Below are 24,682 nucleotides of genomic sequence, written 5' to 3' on the forward strand. Positions count from 1 at the left end.
GGGCACGGCTTGCGGTCTACGGTGGAGGATGTGAAACGCTCTCCCATGGAACTCGCTGCCATCGCCACCGCCGCGGTCCCCGGCTTGGCGCCCACGGGCGTGGCATCGCTGCCGGACGACGGCAACGATTTCGACTCGGTGCTCATTGTCGATGCCGCCAAGAACCGGTGGCGCGTGCGCTCCCCGCGCCACGAGGAAGCCAGCATGCGCCTCGAAACGGAATTGGCCGCCCTGCGCGCCTTTTCCGCCGGCATTCGCGCCTCGCTGCCCTTCCAGCTGCCCTCCGTCGCCGGAACCGTGCGACAGGGCCCGCTGCGGACCTTCGTGTACAACCACGTTCCCGGCAAGCAGTACTCCCTCGAGGACCTGGTGTCCCAGGGCTCACGCTGCGCCCGCGACCTGGGGTCGGTCATGGCAGCCATCCACTCGATGCCCTCTTCCGCAATTGCCCGGGCGGACTTGCCCTCTTACACGGCTGAGCAGGTTCGCCAGCGCCGCCTGAACGAGCTCGACGCCGCGGCGACCACCGGCATGATCCCCTCGCGGCTCTTGCGCCGTTGGGAACACGCGCTGGAAGACGTGGCCCTGTGGCGCTTCAACGCAACCGTCATCCACGGGGACCTGCACGAGGACCAGTTGCTGGTCCAGGACGCCAAGGTCGTTGCCGTCACCGGGTGGACCGACCTGCAGGTCGGGGATCCGGCCGACGACTTCGCCTGGCTCGCGGCCGTGCACGAGCAGTCCTTCGCCGAGGCAGCCTTCGAAAGCTACGTTGCAGTGCGCGGGGACCGCGCCGATCCACACATCATGCGTCGTGCCGCACTGGCAGCCGAGTTTGCGCTGGCCCAGTGGCTGGTCAAGGCAATTGCCGGCGGCGACGCCGAGCGCATAGCCGAGGCAAAAATCATGCTCGAGGAACTCGATTCGGATATTGCCGAGTATGGCGGGCAGCCGATCTCCGTGGTCGAGCCCCCGCGTGCAGCGCGCGCCGTAGCGACCGACGAACAGCCCGAACCCGTCAGCGTCGCCGAAAAGTTGCCCGTCGCCAAGAAAGTCACCGTATCCGGCATCGCGCCAGTGGACGATGCCGGGCCCGATGCGGATAACTCATCGAGTCCTGCCGAGCCGGAAACGTCGGCCCTTAGGATCGTGCCCTCCCCCGTGAGCGCCGTACCGACGCCACCTGCCGTACCGCCGGTCCCGGCCGCTGCCCCGCCAAAACCTGCCAGCTCCCCTAAGACCGGCTCGGAGTCGAGGGGCGACTCCGAGCCGGGATCGACGGACAAGCAATCCAAGGCCTCGTCCTCCCCGGACACAGCGCCGGGCCAGGACACCGACGCCAAGGAAACAAAGGACGAGAAGGATACGGCGGATACCAACGAATCCGCCACTTCGGCTGAAGCCCCCGTGAACACGTCGAAGGCGAACGTCACCGAAGATGGCACCTTGACGTCCGGAGAGCAGACCCCGAACGGTAGGGAAAAGGATTCCGCAGGGAGCGACACCACCGCGATCCCCGTCCAGCCTGCCCACCCTAAATAGCAGGGAGGCATCTGTGTTGACGAACCTCCTGTTACGGATCGCTTCATATTAAGTCCACTTGATAGAGTCAGGTTTGCTCTTCCTGACGTCGGTGAGCGACTTCCAACTTCCTATGCATAGCGGGGACAAACCTATGAAAAATTTCAAGAACAGCACCATGCTGCTCTCAGCAACCGCCGGGGTATTGCTGGCCCTGACCGGATGTTCGGCCGCCGTGGAACAGCCCGCCGGTGCGACGACTGCCGGATCCGAGGCCGGCCCCGTGGAAGCGGAAATCGTGGTGCCGGAGGCCAAGGAAATCTTCCCCAAGACGTCCGCCGCAATTAAGAAGGCCACCTCGGCAACCGTCATCGGTGACATCGCCAACGGATCCGAGAAAGGCAATTTCGAGCTTTCGGGCACCGTCGACGGGACCAATTCCCTGATGAAAATGAACCAGGACGACGCCTCCATCGAACTACTGACCGTCGACAACGTCTCGTACATGAAGCCCAACAAGGCATTTCTGACCCAAACAGCAGGGGCCGAGGCCGCGAAGAAGCTCAATTCAGTCGCAGCGGACAAGTGGATTTCAACGAAGAACGCCGACCAGTTCGGGGACTTCACGGTGGGTTCCTTCCTTGCATCGATGGACACCGATGAACTCGGAACGATGGAAGCCCCAAAGATTAACAAGAAGTCCCTCGACGACCTCAACGGCGCCAAGGCCTTCAAGTACACCGGCAGCGACACCATTTTCTGGATCGCCGCCGAGGGCGAACCCCACCTGCTGAAGATTGAATCAACCGGATCCGCAAGCGACGGCACCGGATTCATGACCTTCAGCGAGTGGAATGCCGTCAAGCCGCACGAGACTCCGGCCAAGTCCGATGTGGTCAGCGTCCCGGGCCTCTAAGTCGCAACGCCAACGGGCGGGGACGATCGGATCGTTTCCGACCGTAGCCGCCTCTTGCGTTTGCCCCACGAAGGGTCGGCAATCAGCCGTTCAGCGCTCTCATTGAATTGCTGATCAGGCTCTCGAGTTCGGCTTCATTCGCCAGGTCGTGCGGCCGGATGGTGGTGCCGGAACCCACGTAGTAGAACGCCGCACGGACCTCGGACACGTCAATGCCACGCAGCCGCGCCCAGCCCAGCCGGTACACCGCCAGCTGCAGGGCCTTGATCCGCAGCTCCTCGCCGCGCGGCACCCTCCCGGTCTTCCAGTCCACCAGCAGCCAGGCCCCGTCGGGTTCCTGGAAGATCGCATCAATGCGGCCACGCACCGACACCGGGCCGATGCGCGTCTCGATGGCTGCCTCCACGAATGCCGGCTGTCGGTTGGCCCATTCGGAGTCCAGGAAGGCGTTCTTCATGTCCTCCAGGTCAAGCGCGTCGTCGATGTACGCGTCGGCGGCTTCCATGTAGTCACCCAGTTCCAGCATCCCGGTGGAGTCGAAGTACTCCTCCAGCCAGGCGTGGAACGCAGTGCCGCGGCGGGCAGCGGTACCCGGGCGGCGCGGCACGGGGCGACGCAGCTCGGCCAGCACCGCTGAGGCGTCGGTGGCCAAGTCCACGAAGACCGAGGCACGCACGTGCTTCGGGATCACCGTGGTCCGTTCTTCGGCTGCCTCCTGTGCCTTCCGGGCCAGCAAGAGCTCGGCTTCCTTGAACCAGCTCTCTCCAGTGGGGGTCTGCCAGATCCCTTGCTGCGCGGGGAAGCCTTCACCATCCTTGGATTCGGCTGACGGATCGGCCCGCGCCACGGTGCCGTCGGAAGCGTGCCGGGCGGCCTGGAGTACTGCCGTGGCCGAGGCTTCAAGTTTGGCGCGGCGTCCCGGTGGCCGGGGGCGTTGCATCCCGCCGCCTGTAACAATCGGTCCTTCCAACGGATCGTACGGCCATCTGGCCTCCAGCGGCGCCTCGCGGAACGGATTGGCCTCCGGCGCGTCTTCGTCCGCCACCCACGTCGTGGATGCGGCCGTGGGGTTCGGCGGATCGACGAGCGGCAGCATGTCCAGGAGGAAACCGGAGGGCTCGGTGAGCTTGGTGCGCGTGCCGGTCCACGCGGTGGCCGAACAGATCAGCAAGGACTTGGCCCGGGTCAGCGCAACGTAGGCCAGGCGCCGTTCCTCCAGTTCGGCGTGGGCCAACACCTCCGACTTGAACATCCCCTCGGCCTTGACCACATCGAAGAGGCACTCCTGGTCGGTGTCCCACTGCGGCAGGTCGTGCTTGTCCCCGCGCAATGGCCACGGCAGTGCCGCGTCCCCGCTGGTCCAGCGCGAATCGTTGGCACTGGGGAACACGCCATCGTTCATCCCCGTCACAGCAACCACGTCCCATTCCAGGCCCTTGGATGCGTGGATGGTCAGCAGCTGCACCGCGTCCGGATTCGATTCACCGGGCACGATCGCCAGCCCGCCCTCCTTTTCGGCGGCTGCCTCCAGCCAGGTCAGGAATCCCGCAAGGTCGACGCGTGCAGAGGTGCTGGCGTAGTCCTGGGCAATGTCGGCGAAGGCGTCAAGGTGGCGCCGGGCCTCGTGGATGCCGACCCCGGGCTTCGCCGCCACCTCGATGTCCAGCCCCATGGCCCGTTCGGTCTCGCGCAGCAGCGCCTCGAGGTCGTCGTCGATAAAGCCGCGCAGGTAACGCAACTCGTCGCGCAGCGTGCGCAACCGGGCCAGGGCCTCGGGAGTCAGGGCGCGACCGTCGCCGGAGACCCAGTCCGGGTGCGGCAGGTGGTCCAGGGCTTCGATCAGGCTCGCGGCGTCGTTCAATTCAGCCCTGGCCTCCCCGCGGGTGACTTCCTCGGCGCTTTCGGGCGCGTCAAGGTTCTCCGGTCTGCCGTCCTTCAGCGCAAACTCGCGGCGCCTGGCCAGGAAGCGCGACCAGTCGGCAAAGGCCATCAGGTCGGCAGGACCGATGCGCCAGCGCGCCCCGGCCAGCAGCCGCACCAGGTGGTCCGAACGGTTGGGGTCAACCAGCACGTTGAGCGTCGCGACGATGTCGGTGACCTCGGGCATGCTCAGCAGCCCGCCGAGGCCCAGGATCTCGTACGGGATCCCGGCGTCCTCCAAACCGCGGGAAATGGGGGTCAGCTGCGAGCGGGTGCGGCAGAGCACCGCCATGGACGGGCTGCGCCCGTTCTCGGCGAAGAAGGAATTGCGCTCGGCGACGAAGCGCCGGGCCAGTGCTGCCGCCTCCTGGGACCCGGTGGCGTAGCGGGCCAGTTCCACCTTTCCTGTTCCGGCAAAGGCGCTGGGCTTGAGAGACGGCACCGAAATCCCGGATGGTGCTACCGAGTTCAGCTTCGCGGAAACAGCGTTGGCTGCCTGGAGGACATTGACCGAGTTGCGCCAGGCGGTGCTTAGATACGCCACCGAGGCGGGGCGCAGTCCCTCGCCCCCGTCCACGCCTGAGCCGTGGGTACGGGCGGGGAATTCCGTGGGGAAACGGAAGAGCTGCCCGGCCGAGGCTCCGCGGAAGCCGTAGATGGACTGGTTGGGATCCCCCACCGCGGTCAGCGCGTGCCCGTCGCCGAAGATGCAGGAGAAGAGCACCATCTGGGCGTGCGAGGTGTCCTGGAACTCGTCGAGCAGCACCACCTTGAAGCGCGCTCGTTCACTGTGCGCGGCCTCGGGGATTTCCCTGGCGATGCGGGCGGCCAGCGCCACCAGGTCGCCGTAGTCGAGGGCTCCGCGGGCAGCCTTGGCCTGCGCGTATCCAACTGCCAGTTCGGCGATGGTGGAACGGGTGCGCAGCTTGTCCAGCAGCTTGCGGGCCTCCTGGGAGGGTGCTGCGGGCTTGTCGACGCGGTAGGGCAGCGCCTCGAGCCGCCCGACCAGCGTATCGATCCATTCCTTGGCGTCCACCGGGGACACCAGGTGCTCCGCGCATTCCCCGGCGAAGGTCACCACGGCGTCGATGAGCGTGTTCTTGGACGAAGCCAGGTGCTCGTAGTCCCCGGTGTACCCCTCGACCACTGCCGCGGCAACCTGCCAGGCCTGTGCGGTGCCCAAAAGCGCGGTGTCGGACTCGACGCCGATGCGCAGACCGTGTTCCTTCACCAGCGTGTTGGCGTAGGAATGGTAGGTGGACACCGAAGGATCCAGCAGGCCCTCGTCCTCGAGCTCCAGCAACCCGGAACGGGCCAGCTTCTCCAGCTGCCCGCGGATGCGCTGGGCCAGCTCACCGGCGGCTTTGCGGGTGAAGGTCACGCCGAGGATTTCCTCGGGACGCACCTTGTTGTTGGCCACCAGCCAAATGACCCGGTCGGCCATCGTGGCGGTCTTGCCCGACCCGGCGCCGGCGATGACCAGCAGCGGCTCCAGCGGGGAGGAGATGATCGCAGACTGCTCGGGGGTGGGCTGGTGCTGGCCCAGGATATCGGCCAGCTCCTCGGGCGAATACACCCGTTGATCCGTGGCGGGCGAGTCGAATCCGGCCAGCTCATCGGCCGGCGACGTTGCTGCTTCGGTGCGGCTCACGGCTCGGTGACCTGCCTTCCTTCAGAACACAATGGACAAATTCCCGGCAACCGGCAGTTGCTGCCGCTGCGTCCTCCGCGGGCCGGGTCGTGGCGGGAGAGGAAGTCTGCATCCCCCATCAACTGGGCAGCGGACAAAACCATCGGGGTGGCCCAGTCCTCGTCGGTGATGGCGGGCTGGGCCTGTTCACGCGGGGACTTGGTGCCGGTTCCCAATTGCACCAGCGACGCACCGGCCGGAACGCGCGTGAGTTCCTCGGCGGTCTTCCCGTCCAGCGCACCGTTGATGACGGCGGCCTGGTAGGCGCCAAGCTGCGGATGTTTTTCCACGTCCTTGCCGCTGGGCTGGGATTTACCGGTCTTCAGGTCAACGACCCACGGGTTGCCGTCCGCGTCGGCCTCCACGCGGTCCACGACCCCGCGCAGCAAGGCCGCGCGCGGTGCGCTGGGATCGGCCGGCGTCGAAGTGTCGGTGGCAGGAGCCTCGATGGCGGGAGGTGCGGGGATCGTGACTTCGAAGGGGATCTCCCGGCCGATGAGTCGCCGGTTTTCCGTGCGCATCATGACGTTGTACTGTGCCAGCTTCTTGAGCATCGATTCGGCGCGTTCCCTGTCCCGGGCGCCTTCCCAGTTCCCCGGCATTTCCAGTTCGCCCCAGCGCTCCTCGAGCACTCGCAGGTATTCGCCTCCGCTGGCCTCGGGGTGTTCCTCGGCGATGGAGTGCACCAGGGTGCCCAGCGAGCGGGCAAAGTCGGTTGCTGCCTCTCCCCCGGCTGCCTGGACGAACCAGTTGAGCGGTGAGTTCATCACGGCCTCGACCTTCGAGGGGGAAACCTTGACCGGGTCACCGGGCGGGACCACGGGTCCGCTGGAGGTTGATTCGGCCAGTCCCCACCAGCCGGCGGGATGCGCCCCGCGGACCGGGTGCGGTGCGGCGACCAGGGTTCCAAGCACGGTGGTGGCGTCGTGGTGCAGCGGCGCCCTGGCTTCGTCCAGGGCCGTGGCTTCGGCGGCCTGGCGCAGCTCCGCCACCAGGGCGCCGAGGGTCCGGGGTCGCGGGACGAAGATCGTCCGGCGGCCCTGGATCGCCCCGTCGGGGTCCACGATGTCCAGGAAGGACGAGGGCGCGGTGTCCTCGGAGGCCACGGCGATGGCCAGGACCTTGGACTTTGCGCGCGAGATCGCATTGGCGAAGGTGCGCAGTTCGTCGGCGCGGGTCTCGCGGATGAGGGAGGCGACATTGCGGACGGGGAGAATCTGCGGGCCGTGTTCGATCACGTCGCTGAGCGCTCCCCCGCCCAGCAGCTCGCCGCGGAGCTTGGTGTTGGGCCAGATGCCTTCCTGCATGCCCGGCACCAGCACCAGGTCCCATTCGCGCCCGGCGGCCGCCGCAGTGGTGAGAACCTGGACGGAGGCGGCGGACCCGCCCCTGTTGGCCAGGGTGTCCATGGGCAGCTCCTGGCCCAGCACGTGCTCCACGAACTGCGCCACGGAGGAACCGGGCAGCTGGTCAACGAAGCGTTCGGCGGATTGGAAGATGGCCAGCATGGCATCGAGGTCGTGGTCGGCACGCGTTCCCAGGATGCCGCCGGCCAGCGCAGCATCGGTCCATTTCTGGGCCATGCCGCTTGCCGCCCACAACGACCAGAGAGCGGTCTCGGCGTTGACGTCGTTGCTCGCCAGTTCGGTGCGGAGCGCCTGGTACATCCTGGCCAGGCGCCTGGCCCCTGCTGCCTCGCGGCCCATGGTCTCGAGCAGCTCCAGCTGGTCCAGCATCCCGGTGAGCAGTTCGGCGCTGGAGCGGTTGCCTCCGGCCGCGACCTCGTGGCGGCGCAGTCCTTGGCGCAACCGCCGCACGTCCAGTGCCGAGGCGTTGGCGTAGCGGGACATCAAGAGTTCCTGTAGCAACAACGGATCCTGCGGCGCCTCCGGTGCCAGTGCCAGTTGCATCAAGTCCAGCAGCGGACGCACCGCGGGTTCCTCGCGCAGCGGGGTTTCCGCGGGCGGGGTGTTCACCGCGATGCCGGTCCCGGCCAGGTACTTGGCCATGGAGCGGACCTGTGACCCGTTGCGAAGGATCACCGCCATGGTGTCCAACGGCCGGTGGTGGATCAGGTGTTCTTCCAGCAGCCGCTGGGCGACGAGGCGCTGTTCGTGGATGGGCGAGTCCACCAGCAGCACCTCGAGGTTGCCCGGCGCGGGCACCTCCGGCGCGTCGGGTTCGCTGTCCGACACGCCTCGCGCTCCGGCTTCGGCCACTTGGCTTGCGGAGGAGTGATCCGTGTTCCCGTCCTCGGGCACATCAAGGATCCTCCCGGCGCCGCCGGCCGCGACGGGAATCCGTCTGGCCACTCGGCCCCAGGCGAACGCGAGCTCCTCGTTCAGGCGATAGGAAGTCGTCAGCTCGATCGTGCGCGCCGGATAGTTTTCGGTACCCAGGCGGGCACCGAATTCGCCCAGCATGTCCGGGCGTGCGCCACGGAATCCCTGCACGACATTGTCTGGTGCGGCAAAGGCCACCAAGTCGCGCCCGCGGGCCAGCAGCGACAGCAGGCGATGCTGCGCCGGGTTGGCTTCCTGCAGGTCATCGACCATCACCAGGTGCAGGCGTTCATGCTCGGCGGCCAGGAACTCCGGGTTGTATTCCAGGATGCCGGCGGCGGCAGCCAGCAGTCCGGCCGGGTCGAAGGCCTCGGCACTGCCCAGGTCCAAGAGGTCGCGGTACTCCTGGTAGAACTGGGCGGCGGCGATCCATTCGGGGCGGCCCAGGGACTCGCCAAGGTCCTGCAGGGCCCCGGCTTCGAGCCCGTGCTCGGAAATCCTGTCGAAGAGTTCACGCAGCTCCTTGCGGAATCCCCGGGTGCCGATCGCCTCACCCAGGGATTCGGGCCACTCCGGGCCTGTCGTGATTCCCAGGGCATGGCCCTCGAGCAGGTGCCCGATCAAGGTGTCCTGCTCGGGTCCCGAAAGCAGCCGGGGTGGCCGTTGCAATGCCGGCAGCAGCCCGTCCAGCCGGGCCCTGCGGATCAGGTCGAACGCGTAGGCAGACCAGGTGCGCACGGCAGGTTCGGAGAACGTCTTGTCGGTGCCGGCGGAGAGGTCGTCGCGGAGCGTGGCTGCGGCGGAGCGTGTAGGGGAAAGCACCAGCACGTGCTGCGGATCAAGCCCGGTGTCCAGCCGCGCCGTGAGCACTCGCAGCAGCGTCGTGGTCTTCCCGGTCCCGGGTCCGCCCAACACCAACACCGGTCCGTGGCCGGGTTCGAGCTCCAGCAATTCCTGCTGCGCGGCATCGGCGACCAAGGCGTGGTCCGCGGCGGTAAGCGCGATATCGCGGGTGGATGCGAGGGTGTCCATGTGCTCCATCAGATCATTCGCGGGTGACGTTTTGGAATCGGCAGCAGTTCGGCCACGCGGTCAATGCGCGCGTGGTCTGCCTCGGAGGGTTGCCAGCGGGCCTTCGCCATACGGACACCGGAGGCGGTGCGGGGCGTGGATTCCCGGTCCCAGTGCACGTTGGCGATCGACTGCAAGTCCGCCGGAAGGGTCCCGTTGGAGCGGATGACCCGCCACCAGGTGACATCGTCTCCGCCGCGGCCCATCGTCTTGCCGACCTGGCGCGGGCCGCCGGAACCGAGCAGCTCCGCAATGTCGCCGTAGGAAAGGACCTTCCCGGAGGGAATCAGCGCAACGAGGGCAAAGACGGCTTCGTCATAGTCCAACCCGGCAGTACCGCCGTCAGCTTGGCCGGTTTGGTCCCGCAGCGGCTCTTGGCCTGGTTGAGTCAACGATTGTCCCCTTTCCCTTTCCCCACACGTATCACTCCATTATCCGGTCTCTCGCAGGGTGTTCATCCACGCTCGTGCTGCGGTGGGCCAAAGTGTCTCTGGTTCCCGGTAGCGTTGGTTTCATGAATTCTTGGCACAATCTCCCCCGCGCTGCATTCGACCTGGAAACCACTGGTCGCGATCCACTCGACGCCCGCATCGTCACCGCTTCCATCGTCGTGGTCAACGGGCGCTCGGAAATCCTGCAGACCAGGGAATGGCTCGTCGACCCCGGCGTGGCGATTCCTGAAGAGGCAGCGGCGATCCACGGCATCACCACCGCCAAGGCCCAGGCAGAGGGAATGGACTCCGCCACGGCCGTTGCCGAGATCTCGGCCTTCCTTGCCGATCTGTTCCAGACCATGCCTGTCATGGCCTTCAACGCCGCGTATGACTTCACGGTTCTTGACCGAGAGGCCAAGCGCCACCTGCTGGACCCGCTTGTCGCCTCGCCGGTCATCGACCCGTACGTCCTGGACAAGCAGGTGGACAAGTACCGCCGCGGCAAGCGAAACCTCTCGGTGATGAGCGAGTTCTATGGCGTTCAGCTGGTGAACGCACACACGTCGGCAGCCGATGCCGCAGCCACCATCGGGATTGCCGATGCGCAGGCCGCCAAGTACCCGAACCTGCAGATTGATGCTGCGGACTTGCACGATTTCCAGGTCGACTGGGCTAAGGAGCAAGCAGCTAGCCTGCAGGAGTTCTTCCGCCGCAAGGACCCAGCTGCCGTCGTCGACGGGCAGTGGCCGGTCAAGGCCTAGCCCCCCCACGTTGCGAATGAGTCTGAAGGCGACCCTGCATGGGGTCGCCTTTGGCGTTTTCGGTGGGCAAAGGCACCTTCCGTCCTCGCTGCGGAAGAGCGCCGGGAAAGGCATCAACGGCACCGGGAGTCCGACCATCGGAGTCTCAGATGCCGGGCCTTCGGCGCAACAGAAGGCAACATTTCCCAGGCGCAGAACGCTCGTGACACAGATCACCCTACGATCGGGTAACCCCTCGTAGCGTTTTTGCCGCGGGCAATCGGCGATTTCTTCGAGAATGGCCTGGATTCCACGTGAATCAGACGAATGATCCCGCATTTATGGACAACGGTTGCAAAATATGGCCAACTATGTCCATGATTGCGCCGCATTCATTCGATAGTGGTTGAATGGCCAGTACCCCTTTTCTTTTTGATTGCTAAGGACACCCCTTTTGATCACAGTCACCGACCTGCGCAAGGTCTACCGGCAGGGCGGACGCGAAGTCGTCGCCCTGGATGGTGTCTCCTTGCACGTCGACGCCGGCCAAATCCACGGCATCATCGGCCATTCCGGAGCAGGAAAATCAACGCTCGTCCGTTGCCTCACCCTGCTGGACCGACCCACCTCCGGGTCGGTCGCCGTTAACAACAAGGAACTGGCCAACGTGTCCGATGCCGATTTGCGCACCGCACGGCGACGCATCGGCATGGTCTTCCAGCACGCCAATCTCATGGATTCGCGCACCACGGCGCAGAATGTGGCTTTCCCGCTGGAGTTGATCGGCACACCCAAGGCCAAGATCACCGAAAAGGTCACCGCCCTGCTTGAGCTCGTCGGTCTGACCCAGTTTGCAGACGCCTACCCTGCCCAGCTCTCGGGCGGCCAGCGCCAGCGCGTGGGCATCGCCCGCGCCCTGTCGTCGGATCCCGACGTATTGCTTTGTGATGAGCCAACCAGCGCCCTGGATCCCAAGACCACCAACGAGATCCTCGAGCTCATCAAGTCGGTCCGCGACCGCCTGAACCTCACGGTTCTGATCATCACGCACGAAATGAACGTCGTGAAGCAGGCCTGTGACTCGGTCTCGCTGCTGGAAGCCGGCCGCATCGTCGAGCACGGGGACATCGAAAAGGTCGTCGCCGACCCGGCCGGCCGTCTCTCCCAGGCGTTGTTGCCGATGCCCGGTGAATTGCCGGACAGCCTTCCCGCCGGAACCGTCCTGGACCTTCTGTACTCCGGCACCCAGGCAACCGAGCCGGTAATCTCCTCGATTGCCCGTACGTTCAACACCGACGTAAACGTCCTGGCCGGCTCCGTCGAGCATCTCGGCGAACACCAATTCGCGCACATTCGCATCCAGCTTCCCGAGGGAGCAGACATCACCGGCATCACCAACCACCTGCTCGCCAACGGCGTCGCAGTCACCGTGAAGGAGGGCAAGTAAGCAATGGACTTCTTCAATGACCTGATGACCAACCCCGGCATCACCAAGGCCATGTGGCCGGCGTTCCTCGAGACCCTGCAAATGACGGGCATCTCCGGCTTCTTCACAGTCTTGGTGGGCCTGCCGCTGGGCGTTCTCCTGCTGAACACCGCCAAGAGCGGGTTGACCCCGATTCCTTGGTTGAATCTGCTGCTTTCCGGCGTCATCACCAACATCACCCGTTCCATCCCCTTTGCCATCCTGATGCTGTCCCTGATCCCGTTCGCCACCCTGCTGGTCGGCGTCTCGCTGGGCCCGGTCGCCGCCTCGGTGTCGCTGACGATCGGCACCATCCCGTTCTTCGCCCGCCTGGTGGAATCCGCGCTGCGCGACGTCTCCACCGGAAAGATCGATGCGGCCCTGGTCATGGGTTCGACGAAGATGCAGGTCACCCGCAAGGTCCTGGTCCCGGAAGCACTGCCGGGGATCATCGCGGCAACCACCACCACCGTCGTCACGCTCATCGGGTACTCCGCGATGGCCGGTCTGGTCGGCGGTGGCGGCCTGGGCCGTCTGGCCTACAACTACGGTTTCCAGCGCTATGACGGCACCGTGATGATCGTGACCATCGTGATCATGGTTCTCCTGGTCCAGCTGGTCCAGATCCTCGGCGACCGGCTGGCCCGCCTCGTCGACCACCGCTAAACCGTCGGGGCCCTGCCCCGGCACCAAAGAATTCCGACGGCTCATCCCGCCGGCGCGCAGCCAGTAGCCGCTAGCTGCGTTTGTTTTCCGCTGTCGCCGACACCGGAACTTGATGAAAAGGAAGCGCATCCCATGCGTAAGAAACTCGCACTTGCCCTGACCGGTGTCGCCACGTTGTTCGCACTGACGGCTTGCGGAGGCGGCACTGCCACCACCCCCAGCGCGGAAGCAACCCTCGACCCGGCCAACCCGACCATTGTGAAGGTCGGCTCCAGCCCGATCCCGCATGCCCAGATCCTCCAGTACATCGATGAGAACCTGGCCAAGGATGCGGGCATCGACCTGGAAATCACCGAAATCGACGACTACCAGACGCCGAACATCGCACTGGCCGACAAGACCCTGGATGCCAACTACTTCCAGACCGAGGCATACCTCGCAGACCAGGTGAAGTCCAAGGGATACAAGTTCGAGCACGGCGCGGGCATCCACGTCGAGCCGCTGACCGTCTTCTCCAAGAAGTTCAAGGACATCGCCGAGGTCACCGAGGGCTCCACCGTGCTGCTGAACAACGACCCGGTGAACCAGCTGCGCGGCCTGCGCGTCCTGGAAACCGCCGGCGTGCTCACCGGCCTCGAGGACACCGACTCGGCACTGACCCTTGAGGGCGACGAAGCCAAGAACCCGAAGAAGCTGACGTTCAAGGAAGTCAACTCCGAACAGGTTCCCAAGTTCTACGCCGAGGATCCGACCATCGGCCTGTCCATCATCAACGGCAACTACATCGCCCAGGCGAAGCTGAACCTGGACGAGGTCGTTGCCCAGGAATCGGCCATCGACAACCCGAACGCCAACTTCCTCACCTGGCGTGAAGGCGAAAAGACCGCGGCCATCGCCAAGCTCGAAGAGCTTCTCCACTCGGCCGAGGTTGGAGACTACATCAAGAAGACCTGGACCGACGGAAGCGTCATCCCCGCCTTCTAGGCCCCACCCCACTCCCGGCGGCAATCGCGGCCGGGCAGTGAACCCGAGAACGCGCTGTTCCCCCTGCTTCTGCCTTGCGGCTGGAGGGGGGAACAGCGCGTTCTTTGTCTCTGAATCGCCTCATTTCCCACCGCAGGCCCGGCGCATCCTGCCTGGTGCCCGACGTTGGTCGCCACAGGCGTTGCTCCCCTCCGTCTCCGCTGCCGGCAACGCCCGAGTGCACCCGGCGCTTATCCACAACCCCGCCACGTGCCACCCACACGCGTGGCGCCAGGCGCATCATGGGAGACATGGGCACAGCCACCGGCATCATCGACGCGGCACTGACCGCGCTCAACGGGGCACTGGGAACCGGGACCACCGGCCCAACCCCGAATGCCGGCACGCCCATCGACCCGTTGCGAACCCTTGCAGCGCTCGAACTCCTGCTGCGCCGGACCGTTGATGCTGCGGATCGGTCCATCGGTGGCTCTCCGGTCCGCGCCGCGGCCTTTGCGCGACTATCCGAGCGCTTCGCCCATGCGGGCAGCCACGCGCAAATCATCGCCGCGGGCTCGTGCGACATGACCGAGGTCAATACGTTGACCGACGGCGCGCTGGCCGAGCTCAACCGAGTGTTGGCCGCACCGGAGCCCTTCGCCCACGGAGATACGCAGCTTCCTGCCGACGCCGTGAGCGCCGCCGATCGCAAACCGCTGCACAAAGGCACCCCAGAGTTTCTGGAGTCCCAGTTCAATCTCGACTACTTCACTGCCGAGCACCGCGTGAAATCCCACGATCGGCTGCTGCCGCATCTCGATGCCGACGGGCAGAGTGCCCCGGCCAGTTACCCACAATTGGGCAGTATCCTGGCGTCGGGTTCAGTCGATCCGCGCGCCATTGCCAGCGCCGCGGCCAAGCTCGCGGCACTCGAGCCCTCCATCGAAATCCAACCGGATCCCCACGACGTTCGCACCAAGCTCGAGGCCCTGGTAGCAGGCACCTTGGCCACCGCCGGACAGAAGACCGTCGAAAAGTTGATCAAGCGGGCATCCGTCGACCTTGACCGCAGTGTTCTCGACCGCGAGGAAGCCATCATGGAGCGCAACCTCAACCTGCGTTTCAAGGGCAAACGGCCCACCGGCTATGTCTGGGAGTTGACCACCGACGCCGTGGGCCACGAACAACTGATGAGCTTGGCCGACGATCAGAACAACCCCCGCACTTCCTCCGGCCAGCTCCCCGTCCCCACCGATCGTGGCAATGCCGATGAGCCCGGCGAGGACGAGGCCATGGACTGCATCCCCACTACCGCCGACGCCGATACCGCGAGCTCCCCCGAGGACGACGCCGACGGCAGCGGCTCCTCGGAGGATGCCACGGACATGTCCACGGACGACAATCCTTCCACCGCTGGTGTCCGATTCACCGCATCGGGCACTCCCGGTACACTCGGCACCCCCTTCGACCAGGACTTCCTCCCCATCCCCGATTGGGCGGCAAACCCCGACACGCCGGTCGACCAACGCCCACGCGCGGGCTTCAACGACGTTGGCCACCCGATTGTCATCTCTCCCGAGGAAGCACCGCTCCCCGGGGAGACCGCCAAGGAAACAAACGCCAGGTTGCGCGCACGCAGGCTCTACCAGGTGGTGTTCGACGCAATCACCAGATTGATCGACCCGCAAACACCCGAGGACGTGTGGATGCCGATGGGCTCCCGCATAGACATCCTGGTGACGATTACCTACGATGCCCTGGCCGGGATCACCACCGAACCCGGCTTCACCCAGCACGGAGAACTCGTTTCCGCTGCAACAGCGCGTCGGCTGGCCTGCAATGCTGGAATCCTGCCGCTGGTCATGGGCGGCAACAGCCAGCCGCTGGATCTTGGCAGGAAAATTCGTTACTTCACCAAGGCGCAGAAGCGGGCCATCGCCGCCCGCGACCGCGGCTGTGCAAATCCCGGTTGTTCGATGCCGGTGCACCGCACTGAAGTCCACCACATCAAGGCGTTTTCCGAAGGTGGGAAGACCAATGTGTCCAACGGGTTGTTATTGTGCATCCGCTGCCACACTGCCTACCATGCGGGGCATTTTGAGGTCGTTGTGATCGCCCAAATCCCCCATGTGGTGCTGCCCGCATCGCGGGATCCGCTGCGATTACCCAGGCGGAACTGGGTCTTCCATCCGGAAACCGCAGCTGCCTGATCTTCTCCATTCATCGCGTAGGTCACCGTGGTCCACTGACCCAGTCGCGGCACGCGGCCAACGCCTCCCTACTGTCATATGCGCGGTGTGATAGAACAACGGGAATGGAGAACATTGCGTATTCACTCACTAAGCAGATCGAGGCCATCGAGCTGATCGGTTTGTACAACGCAGTCGGCTGGAGCGCCTACACGAACTCCCCCGATACCCTGTTGGCCGCGATTCAAGGATCGCACACGGTAGCTGTTGTCCACGTCGGCAACCAGCTGGTCGGCTTGGCCCGGAGCATTTCCGATGGCGCTTCGATCTGCTACCTGCAGGATATTCTTGTCCACCCGGATCACCACCGGGCAGGGATTGGCCGCGGGCTTGCCGAGCTGATCTTCGCGCAATATCCAGGCGTTCGGCAGAAAGTCCTGTTGACCGACGATGAGCCCGGGCAGAAGGCGTTCTACGAGTCGCTCGGCATGACGCAGGCCAGCGAGTTCCCTTCCGGTGCAATGCTTGCCTTCGTCAAATGCGACTAAGTTGAAGGCCGAAGCCCTGATCGGAGTGCGTGCCCCGGGCCAATACCCCGGTGCTGCGCGAAGATATCAACGGCGCCGGCGCCTGCCTCTGAATCAGAGAGACTTAATACACCGTCGGTCACAGATTAACCGCTACCGCAACTGGCTAGCCAGGCAGCCAGCCGCTCTTACGTCCTACTTGGCCGCAAGCTCCGGCTCAGCAATCTCTTCCATCGCCGCCACCTGATCCGCATGCTTTTCGTCAAGGCGAGAGTGGCTGCGTCCGTAGCCGAAGTAGATCAGCACGCCGAGAACCAACCACACAACAAAGTAGATCCACGTCTCGACGGCCAGGTTGAGCATCAGATAGGTGCACAGCAGGGCCGAGACAATTGGGATGACCGGACCGAACGGTACCCGGAAGGCCGGCTTGAGATCCGGGCGCTTGCGGCGCAACACGATGATGCCCAGGCTGACCATCACGAACGCCGAAAGCGTGCCGATATTGATCATTTCCTCGAGCACGTCCACTCGGGTGAACCCGGCCACCAGGGCAACCAGGGAACCGCAAATTACGGTGATGCGCACCGGGGTGCCGCGTTTGGCACTGGTCTTGGACAGGGAGTGCGGCAGCAGCCCGTCGCGGCTGATGGCCAGCACCACTCGCGAGAGCCCCATCAGCAGCACCATGACCACTGTGGTTAGGCCGATGAGCGAGCCGACGGCGATGACCGATGCTGCCCCGTCGTTGCCTACCAGCGAGAACGCGGTGGCCAGCGTCGGGGTTTCGACCGCTGCCAGATCCTTGTAGGACACCATGCCCGTCAGTGCGAATGAGACACCCACGTACAGCAGCGTGGTCAGGGCAAGGCCGGCGAAGATGCCGCGGGGCAGCGTCTTGTTCGGGTTGGTGACCTCTTCGGCGCTGGTTGCCACGACGTCGAAGCCGACGAACGCGAAGAAGACCAGCGCGGCTCCGGCCAGCACACCCATCATGCCGTACTGTGCCGGAGCGGCACCCGTGGCAAAGGCGAAGAGCGACTGCTTGAGCACGTCGGTGGTGCCATCCCCCGTGGCCGGAATGGCTTCCGGGATGAACGGAGTGAAGTTCTCCGCCTTGATGTAGAACAGACCGGCGACGATGACAAAGAGCACGACGGCGATCTTGATGATGGTGAACACATTCCCGACCGTGGCTGACAGCTTGGTGCCCATGACGAGCAACAGCGTGAACAGCGCAACGATCAGCAATGGTCCCCAGCTCATGGTGACGATGCCTAGGTCAATGGTGGGTGAGAGGTGTACTCCCACGAGCTGGAAAACTTCGGTGAGGTAGATACCCCAATACTTGGCGATCACCGCAGTCGCCGTGAAAAGTTCGAGGATCAGGTTCCAACCGATGATCCACGCGACGAACTCGCCCATGGTGGCGTAGGAGAACACATAAGCCGAACCCGCGACGGGGATCGCCGTCGCGAATTCCGCGTAGCACATGATGGCCATGGCGCAGGTCAGTGCGGCGATCACGAATGACAGCGTGACTGCGGGACCGGAAAAGCTTGCTGCGGCCCGTGCGCCCACGGAGAAGATTCCGGCGCCCACCGACACTGCGACACCCATGATCATCAGATCCCAAGTGTTCAGGGACCGCTTGAGCTGTCGTCCCGGTTCCGCGGCGTCTGCCAGGAAACTCTCCACGGGTTTGGTACGAAAAAGGCTCACTGAATTCCTCGGCGGCAACGAAACGCGAAAACTAACCGGACAAGCGTAGCCGCGTCGCCAATACGCCCTGGCGAACCGATCGCCCCGGGTGCGTCCCTGCGCCGGGAATCAGAGCACCCGCCCCCACACCCGAACAGGTCAAACAATCGATATCTGACGTACCGTTTTACTGTTCCCTGCATTCCCGTAGACGGCTGTGCCGCTTTCCCCCACAGGCCGCGGCCCCGCAGAAAAGCCGGAGGGGAAAGTGGCCTAGACCTCACCAAATTTTATTCTCAACGCGGCGTGAAGTACCCGAACAAATGAAAATACCCCCGGAAACTGCTGCATCAAGCGATTGACACGGCAGCATCCGGGGGCTTTCACAGCACTTGTTGGGGCTAGACGGTGGGAACCGCCGATGCCGCCGCGCGTGCGGCAGCCGGAAGCGCAGCGAAGATCTTTTCCATGGCGTCATCGTCGTGCGCCGAGGACAGGAACCAGGCCTCGAATACGCTCGGCGGCAGGTAGATTCCCGCTTCCAGCATCGAGTGGAAGAACGGTGCGTAGCGGTATGCTTCCTGCGCCTGGGCCTGTTCGTAGTTGTGCACCCCGTGTTCCGAGGTGCCGAAGGCGACCGAGAACAGGTTGCCGGCACGCTGGATCGAGTGGTCGACACCGGCGGCACCCAGTGCCTCGGTGAGGGCCGCCTGCAGCTGCAGGGACTTCTCGTCGATGTGCGCGTAGACCTCGGCGGTGGCGTTGGTCAGCTGGGCAATGCCGGCGGCCATGGCCACCGGGTTGCCCGAGAGCGTGCCGGCCTGGTACACCGGGCCCAGCGGGGCCAGGTAGTCCATGACCTCCGCGCGGCCGCCCAGGGCAGCTGTGGGCAGGCCGCCGCCGATGACCTTGCCGAAGGTGTAGAGATCCGGGGTCCAGCCCTCGGTGCGGCCCGTCAGTCCCCAGTAGCCGGCGTCCGAGGCGCGGAACCCGGTGAGCACCTCATCCAAGATCAGCAGCGCGCCGTTGGCGCGAGTGGTCTCGGCCAGGAACTTGTTGAAGCCGGCTTCCGGGGTGACAACACCCATGTTGCAGGGTGCCGATTCGGTGATGACCGCCGCGATCCGTTCCCCGTGCTCGGCGAACGCGGTGGTGATGGCCTCGCGGTCATTGTACGGCAGCACCAGGGTTTCGGCGGCGGTGGCCGCGGTGACTCCTGCTGAGCCGGGCAGTGCCAGGGTCGCCAGGCCGGAGCCGGCGGCGGCCAGCAGTCCGTCGAGGTGGCCGTGGTAGCAGCCGGCGAACTTCACGATCAGGTCGCGGCCGGTGTAGCCGCGGGCCAGGCGCACCGCGGTCATGGTGGCCTCGGTGCCGGTGGAGACCATGCGCATGCGCTCGACGCCGCCGAAGCGATCCATCACCAGGCGGGCCAGCTTGCCCTCGTCGGGCGTGGAGGCGCCGAAGGACAGGCCGCGGTCGACCGCCGCGTGGACCGCATCCTGGATGGCGGGGTGGGCGTGGCCCAGCAACGCCGGTCCCCAGGAGCAGACCAGGTCGACGTAGGAGTTGCCATCGGCGTCGGTCAGGTAGGCGCCCTTGGCACCGACCATGAACGGGGGAACCCCGCCGACCGAGCCGAAGGCGCGCACCGGGGAGTTCACCCCGCCGGGCATGAGCTGCTGGGCGGTGGCGAAGAGTTCTGCGGAGCTGGTCATTATTTTCCTTCTTTCAGCCACTGGGCGAGCTCGCTGGCCCAGTAGGTCAACACGGTGTCGGCCCCGGCGCGGCGGATGCCCAGCACGGATTCGGTGATGGCGGCGCGGCGGTCGATCCAGCCGTTGGCGGCGGCGGCCTCGATCATCGCGTACTCGCCGGAGATCTGGTAGGCGGAGACCGGCACCGGGGACATGGCGGCCACGTCGGCCAGCACGTCCAGGTAGCTCATGGCCGGCTTGACCATGACCATGTCGGCGCCCTCGGCCAGGTCCAGCTCGACCTCGATCATCGCCTCGCGGCGGTTGGAGGCATCCATCTGGTAGGTTCGGCGATCGCCCTTCAACTGGGAATCGACGGCCTCGCGGAACGGGCCGTAGAACGCACTGGCGTACTTCGCGGCGTAGGCGAGGATGGAGACATCCTGGTGACCGGCGTCGTCCAGCGCCTGGCGGATCACCGCTACCTGGCCGTCCATCATGCCCGAAGGGCCGAGCATGTGCGCTCCGGCCTCGGCCTGCGCGACGGCCATGCGGCCGTAGATTTCGAGCGTGGCGTCGTTGTCGACATTGCCCGCCGCATCGAGCACGCCGCAGTGGCCGTGGTCGGTGAATTCGTCCAGGCAGACATCGGACATGATGACCAGCTCGTCGCCGACCTCGGCGCGCACTGCCTCGATCCCGCGGTTCAGGATGCCGGCCGGGTCCACGCCCGCACTGCCGGTGGCGTCGCGGGTCTCCGGGATGCCGAAGAGCATGATACCTCCCAGGCCCAGCGTGACGGCCTCGGCGGCGGCTGCCTTAAGCGTGTCCATGGTGTGCTGGACAACCCCCGGCATGGAGGTGATCGGGTTCGGTTCGGTGAGCCCCTCGCGCACGAACGCGGGCAGGATCAGCTGCTGCGGGGCCATCACGAGCTCGGCCGAAAGCCGGCGCATCGCTGGGGTGGTGCGCAGGCGACGGGGCCTGCGGGCGGGGAATGACATTCTGGCTCCTTGTGAAGCTCGTGACTGGGGGTTTGAAGGCGGGGGTGGTTCGAAGGCTGGCGGTGGTTCGAAAGCTGGGGGGTGTGCGGCGCCGACTTCGGGCCGGCGCCGCGGGATCCCCCCTAGGTCGGGGGTTCTTGCGCGGGCTGCAGGGATTGCTCCCAGGCGTTGATGAGGCCCTCGGGGGTCGGGAAACCGGCGGTGGCGGTCGGCTCCAGCCCGTGGGCGCGCAGGCGGGCAGCGGTGCTGTCGCCGATTGCCACCAGCGCCAGGTTCGCCCCGGGTGCCGGGACCAGGGACAGGAACTGGTCCACGGTGCTCGGAGAGGTGAAGAACACCGCATCCAGCCGGTCCACGGCGGCGGGCAGCTGGTCCCGGGCCAGGGTGTGGCTGCCGTGGGGCAGGTCGGGGTCCGGCAGCGGGGGCTGCAGGGCCAATTCGGGATCTGCGGGGGCCGGGACGGTGCGGTAGGCGATGACGATATGTGCGTCCCAGCCGCTGGCGGTGAAGCCGTCGCGCAACGTCGGGGAGGCGATGTCAGCCTGCGGCATGAATGCGGTGTGCGCCTTGCCGGCCGGGGGCGGGGAGCTGAGTTCCTCCCACTCGGCGAGCATGCCGCGCGCCGAATGGTCGTGCTCCGGCATGAAGTCCACGGACGCGCCCAGCGCCTTCACGGCGCGCGCCGTCGCCTCGCCGACCACCGCAACCCGCGTGTTTCGCGGAATGCGCAGTTCCAGGCCCAGGGCCCGGGCGCGGAGTTCAAGGGCCCTGGCCGTATTCACCGAGGTGAGCACCAGCCAGTCGAACTCGCCGTCCAGCAGCCGGCGCACCCCGGCATCCAGCACGCCGGTGTCGGCGGGCAGCTCGAAGTCGATGAGCCTGCACACGGCCGCGGACGCGCCGCGCGCCGCCAGCCGCGCCACCGTTTCCGCGGCCCGCGCGGGGTCGCGCAGCAGCAGGGCGGTGCGGCCGGCGAGCACTGAATCAGCGTTCATGGTGGCGACTAGAGTCCCGCCAGGTCGGCAGCGCCCTCGCGCAGCAATTGCTCGGCCAGCGCCACGCCCAGGGCGTGGGCGCCGTCGACGGTGAGCGTTTGCGTGGTGGCGGAGCGGCGCATGGTGTCGGTGCCGTCCGGACGGCAAGCCACCGAGTCGAGTACCAGGACTTCGCCGTGCACCGTGGCCAGCGCGCCGATGGGCGCGGCGCAGCCGGCCTCGAGGCGGGCCAGCAGCGCGCGCTCGGCGGTGATGGCCAGGCGCGTGTCGCCGTCGTCCATGGTTTCCAAGGCCGCGTCGACGGACGGGTGTCCGCTGCCGCCGGTCCGCACCTCCACGGCCAGGGAGCCCTGGCCGGGGGCCGGGAGCATGATCTCCGGGTCCAGGTACTCGGTGATGTGCGATTCCAGGCCCAGGCGCTCCAGGCCGGCGGCGGCCAGGATGACCGCGTCCAGGTCGCCCTGGGCGGTGCGCCCCACTCCCCCGTCGTCCTTTTGCGCCGGCGAGCCCTTGACCCGGCCCAGCCGGGTGCCGACGTTGCCGCGGATGTCCACGATCTTCAGATCCGGCCGGAAGGCCAGCACCTGGGCGGCGCGGCGCGGGGATCCGGTGCCGACGGTGGCTCCCTCGGGCAATTCGGCCAGGAAAAGCCCGTCGCGGGCGCACAAGGCGTCGCGAACGTCCGCTCGCTTCGGCGTGGCGGCAATGACCAGGCCCTCGGGCTGCGTGGTGGGCAGGTCCTTGAGCGAGTGCACCGCAAGGTCGCAGTTGCCCTCGTAGAGCGCCTGGCGCAGGGCGGCGGCGAACACGCCGGTGCCGCCGAGCTGGGACAGCGGACCGGTGGTCACGTCCCCCTCGGTCTTGACCAGCACGGTGTCGTAGGGGACCTGGGAGATCTCGTGCAGTTGCGCGGCGACGTTCCCGGTCTGCGTGGTGGCCAGCGCAGAGCCGCGGGTGCCGATGGTGAAGCGTTCGGCGCTCATGATGCAGGCACCCCGACCTCGGAGTCGACGGCGGCGATGGTCGGTTTGGTGCTCCCGTCGCGCATCACCTTCACGCAGCAGTTGGGGCGGCACACATCGAACCACGGGCCGAGCTCGGCGACCGAGGCGCGTCCGGGCTTCAGCGCGCTTCCGTCGGGGCCGGCCAGGCGCTCGGCCACCAGGTCGACCATGCCGGAGACGAACGTGGCGTGGGTCCCGGGGGTCGGGGCGCGGTGGAAGGCCAGGCCGAGTTCGGCGCAGGTTTCCTTCGCCTCGGTGTCCAGGTCCCAGAGGACCTCCATGTGGTCCGAGACGAAGCCGATGGGCATCACCACGACCCCGGCGACGCCGGCGGCCAGGTACTGCGTGAGCGCATCGTTGATGTCCGGTTCCAGCCACGGCACGTGCGGGGCGCCGGAGCGGGACTGGAAGACCAGGGAGTGCTCCAGGCCGGCGGCCTCGGGCACCCCGGCCAGGATCGCGTCGGCCACCGCCAGGTGCTGGGCCGAGTACAGGTCGGTGTCCAACTGCGCGACCATCTCGCGCGGGCCGGCGGCCTGGGCGTCGGAGGTCGGGATGGAGTGGGTGACAAAGACGATTCTGATCTCGCCCTCCGGGTTGCCGGCCGTCGCCAGCTGCGCCCGGACGTTGGCCAGCGAGTCGCGCAGCCCGTCCATGAACGGGTTCACGAACGCGGGGGTGTCGAAGTACTGGCGCACCTTGTCCACCTCGAGCTTGCCCTCCAGCCCGGTCTCGCGCAGGGCGACGCCCAGGTCCTCGCGGTACTGGCGGCAGGAGGAGTAGCCGGAGTAGGCGCTGGTGGAGAGCATCAGCACCGTGCGGTGCCCCTCGGCATGGATCTGCTCGATGGTTTCCGCGACATACGGCGCCCAGTTGCGGTTGCCCCAGTAGACCGGCACGTTGATGCCGCGGGCGGCCAACTCGGCCTCCAGGGCCGCCTTCAACGCGCGGTTCTGCGCGTTGATCGGGGAGACGCCGCCGTTGGCCCGGTAGTGGGTGGCGACCTCCTCGAGGCGCTCGTCGGGGATGCCGCGGCCGGCCGTGACATTGCGCAGGAACGGGATCACGTCCTCCTGGCCCTCGGGGCCGCCGAAGGACGCCAGCAGGATCGCGTCGTACGCCTTGGGTTCCATCACGCCGTTGGCGTCGTATCCGGTGCGAGGATCGAAATCCTGGCTCATCGCAGGACCTCGGCGACCTCGGCGGTGGAAATGCGGCGACCGGTGTAGAACGGGGTTTCCTCGCGCACGTGGTTGCGGGCCTCGGTGTAGCGCAGGTGGCGCATCATGTCGACGAGGTCGATCATGTCCGGGGCCTCGAGGCAGATCTGCCATTCGTAGTCGCTGAAGGAGAAGGCGGCGACGGTGTTGGCCAGCACCTCGGGGAACTCGCGGCCCAGGATGCCGTGGTCGCGCAGCATCTTGCCGCGCTCCTTGGGGTCCAGCAGGTACCAGTCGTTGGAGCGCACGAACGGGTAGACGGTCATCCAGGTCTCCGGGGCCACGCCGCGGGCGAAGGCCGGCGAGTGGTCCTTGGCGAACTCGGCCTCGCGGTGCACGCCCATGGTCGAGTAGACGATGGAGGTCTCGGCGAAGAGGTAGGAGCGGCGGATCTTGCGCACCGCTGCCTGCAGGGACTCGGCGGTCGGGCCGTGGACCCAGGTCATCACGTCGGCGTCCTCGCGCATGGCGGAGACGTCGTAGGTGCCGCGCAGGGTCACTCCCTCGGCGGCGAGCTCGGCGATGAGCGCGTCAAACGCCTCGACGCCCTCGTGGCGGTCCAGGTCCGAATCGCGCTTGAAGACGGTCCACAGGGTGTAGTACATGGTCGCGTCGGAACCCGCTGCTTCGCGGTCGCGGATGACGGGTGAGTTGGATTCCACTGCACTCATGGTTTGGAT

Annotated in this window: 18 protein-coding genes; 8 read left to right on the forward strand and 10 right to left on the reverse strand. The window is 66.2% G+C overall.

From position 1 onward, the window contains the following. Positions 1 to 30: 30 nt before the first annotated feature. Both ABD687_RS05600 and ABD687_RS05605 read left to right on the forward strand, forming a co-directional pair. Entirely contained in the window at positions 31 to 1,542 is a 1,512-nt protein-coding gene (locus tag ABD687_RS05600; protein WP_302265611.1) for a macrolide 2'-phosphotransferase, read from the forward strand. 157 nt (positions 1,543 to 1,699) lie between these two features. Further along, on the forward strand, positions 1,700 to 2,437 hold the full coding sequence (locus ABD687_RS05605) for a hypothetical protein (protein ID WP_302265608.1): 738 nt from the start codon (positions 1,700 to 1,702) through the stop codon (positions 2,435 to 2,437). A gap of 82 nt (positions 2,438 to 2,519) precedes the next feature. Here the strand turns inward: ABD687_RS05605 and ABD687_RS05610 are convergent, their stop codons facing one another. From ABD687_RS05610 to ABD687_RS05620, 3 genes are read right to left on the reverse strand one after another with little or no spacing between them, the layout of a single operon-like run. Continuing rightward, entirely contained in the window at positions 2,520 to 6,008 is a 3,489-nt protein-coding gene (locus ABD687_RS05610; protein WP_310292890.1) for an ATP-dependent helicase, read from the reverse strand. After that, on the reverse strand, positions 6,005 to 9,361 hold the full coding sequence (locus ABD687_RS05615; protein ID WP_310292888.1) for an ATP-dependent helicase: 3,357 nt from the start codon (positions 9,359 to 9,361) through the stop codon (positions 6,005 to 6,007). Before ABD687_RS05615 ends, ABD687_RS05610 begins: the two co-directional genes overlap by 4 nt. Positions 9,362 to 9,369: 8 nt before the next feature. Continuing rightward, complete coding sequence (locus ABD687_RS05620) at positions 9,370 to 9,792, reverse strand: MGMT family protein (protein WP_264269212.1); 423 nt, start codon at positions 9,790 to 9,792, stop codon at positions 9,370 to 9,372. Between the two features lie 122 nt (positions 9,793 to 9,914). On the opposite strand from ABD687_RS05620, the gene ABD687_RS05625 reads away from it, so the two are divergent. From ABD687_RS05625 to ABD687_RS05650, 6 genes are all read left to right on the forward strand, one after another. After that, complete coding sequence (locus ABD687_RS05625; protein ID WP_264269211.1) at positions 9,915 to 10,595, forward strand: 3'-5' exonuclease; 681 nt, start codon at positions 9,915 to 9,917, stop codon at positions 10,593 to 10,595. A 433-nt stretch (positions 10,596 to 11,028) separates the two neighbouring features. Next, complete coding sequence (locus ABD687_RS05630; protein ID WP_264270964.1) at positions 11,029 to 12,021, forward strand: methionine ABC transporter ATP-binding protein; 993 nt, start codon at positions 11,029 to 11,031, stop codon at positions 12,019 to 12,021. A gap of 3 nt (positions 12,022 to 12,024) precedes the next feature. Next, positions 12,025 to 12,705: a methionine ABC transporter permease gene (locus ABD687_RS05635; protein WP_264270963.1), complete on the forward strand. Its 681-nt coding sequence runs from the start codon at positions 12,025 to 12,027 to the stop codon at positions 12,703 to 12,705. A gap of 132 nt (positions 12,706 to 12,837) precedes the next feature. Next, positions 12,838 to 13,689 (forward strand): MetQ/NlpA family ABC transporter substrate-binding protein, encoded by an 852-nt coding sequence (locus ABD687_RS05640; RefSeq protein WP_264270962.1) that lies wholly within the window; start codon positions 12,838 to 12,840, stop codon positions 13,687 to 13,689. 290 nt (positions 13,690 to 13,979) lie between these two features. After that, complete coding sequence (locus tag ABD687_RS05645; RefSeq protein WP_310292883.1) at positions 13,980 to 15,878, forward strand: HNH endonuclease signature motif containing protein; 1,899 nt, start codon at positions 13,980 to 13,982, stop codon at positions 15,876 to 15,878. Positions 15,879 to 15,982: 104 nt separating this feature from the next. Beyond that, positions 15,983 to 16,405, forward strand: a complete 423-nt coding sequence (locus ABD687_RS05650) for a GNAT family N-acetyltransferase (RefSeq protein ID WP_264270960.1) — start codon at positions 15,983 to 15,985, stop codon at positions 16,403 to 16,405. A gap of 174 nt (positions 16,406 to 16,579) precedes the next feature. Here ABD687_RS05650 and ABD687_RS05655 read toward each other — a convergent pair whose 3' ends face one another. The 7 genes from ABD687_RS05655 to hemQ all read right to left on the reverse strand — a co-directional run bounded on the left by ABD687_RS05655 (position 16,580) and on the right by hemQ (position 24,673). Then, on the reverse strand, positions 16,580 to 18,106 hold the full coding sequence (locus ABD687_RS05655) for an amino acid permease (protein WP_264270959.1): 1,527 nt from the start codon (positions 18,104 to 18,106) through the stop codon (positions 16,580 to 16,582). A gap of 380 nt (positions 18,107 to 18,486) precedes the next feature. Next, positions 18,487 to 19,800, reverse strand: coding sequence for a glutamate-1-semialdehyde 2,1-aminomutase (hemL, locus tag ABD687_RS05660; RefSeq protein ID WP_264270958.1), 1,314 nt, complete (start codon positions 19,798 to 19,800; stop codon positions 18,487 to 18,489). Further along, complete coding sequence (hemB, locus tag ABD687_RS05665) at positions 19,800 to 20,783, reverse strand: porphobilinogen synthase (protein ID WP_310292881.1); 984 nt, start codon at positions 20,781 to 20,783, stop codon at positions 19,800 to 19,802. The genes hemL and hemB overlap by 1 nt, the downstream gene beginning before the upstream one ends. A gap of 122 nt (positions 20,784 to 20,905) precedes the next feature. Next, on the reverse strand, positions 20,906 to 21,778 hold the full coding sequence (locus ABD687_RS05670) for a uroporphyrinogen-III synthase (RefSeq protein WP_310292879.1): 873 nt from the start codon (positions 21,776 to 21,778) through the stop codon (positions 20,906 to 20,908). A gap of 8 nt (positions 21,779 to 21,786) precedes the next feature. Beyond that, complete coding sequence (gene hemC, locus ABD687_RS05675) at positions 21,787 to 22,761, reverse strand: hydroxymethylbilane synthase (RefSeq protein ID WP_264270955.1); 975 nt, start codon at positions 22,759 to 22,761, stop codon at positions 21,787 to 21,789. Next, on the reverse strand, positions 22,758 to 23,963 hold the full coding sequence (locus ABD687_RS05680) for a ferrochelatase (protein WP_310292876.1): 1,206 nt from the start codon (positions 23,961 to 23,963) through the stop codon (positions 22,758 to 22,760). The genes hemC and ABD687_RS05680 overlap by 4 nt, the downstream gene beginning before the upstream one ends. Continuing rightward, a complete protein-coding gene (hemQ, locus tag ABD687_RS05685; protein ID WP_372342947.1) occupies positions 23,960 to 24,673 on the reverse strand; it encodes a hydrogen peroxide-dependent heme synthase in 714 nt (237 codons plus the stop codon). The genes ABD687_RS05680 and hemQ overlap by 4 nt, the downstream gene beginning before the upstream one ends. Between the last annotated feature and the right edge of the window lie 9 nt (positions 24,674 to 24,682).

Source organism: Paeniglutamicibacter sulfureus (genome assembly GCF_039535115.1).
GTDB lineage: Bacteria > Actinomycetota > Actinomycetes > Actinomycetales > Micrococcaceae > Paeniglutamicibacter > Paeniglutamicibacter sulfureus.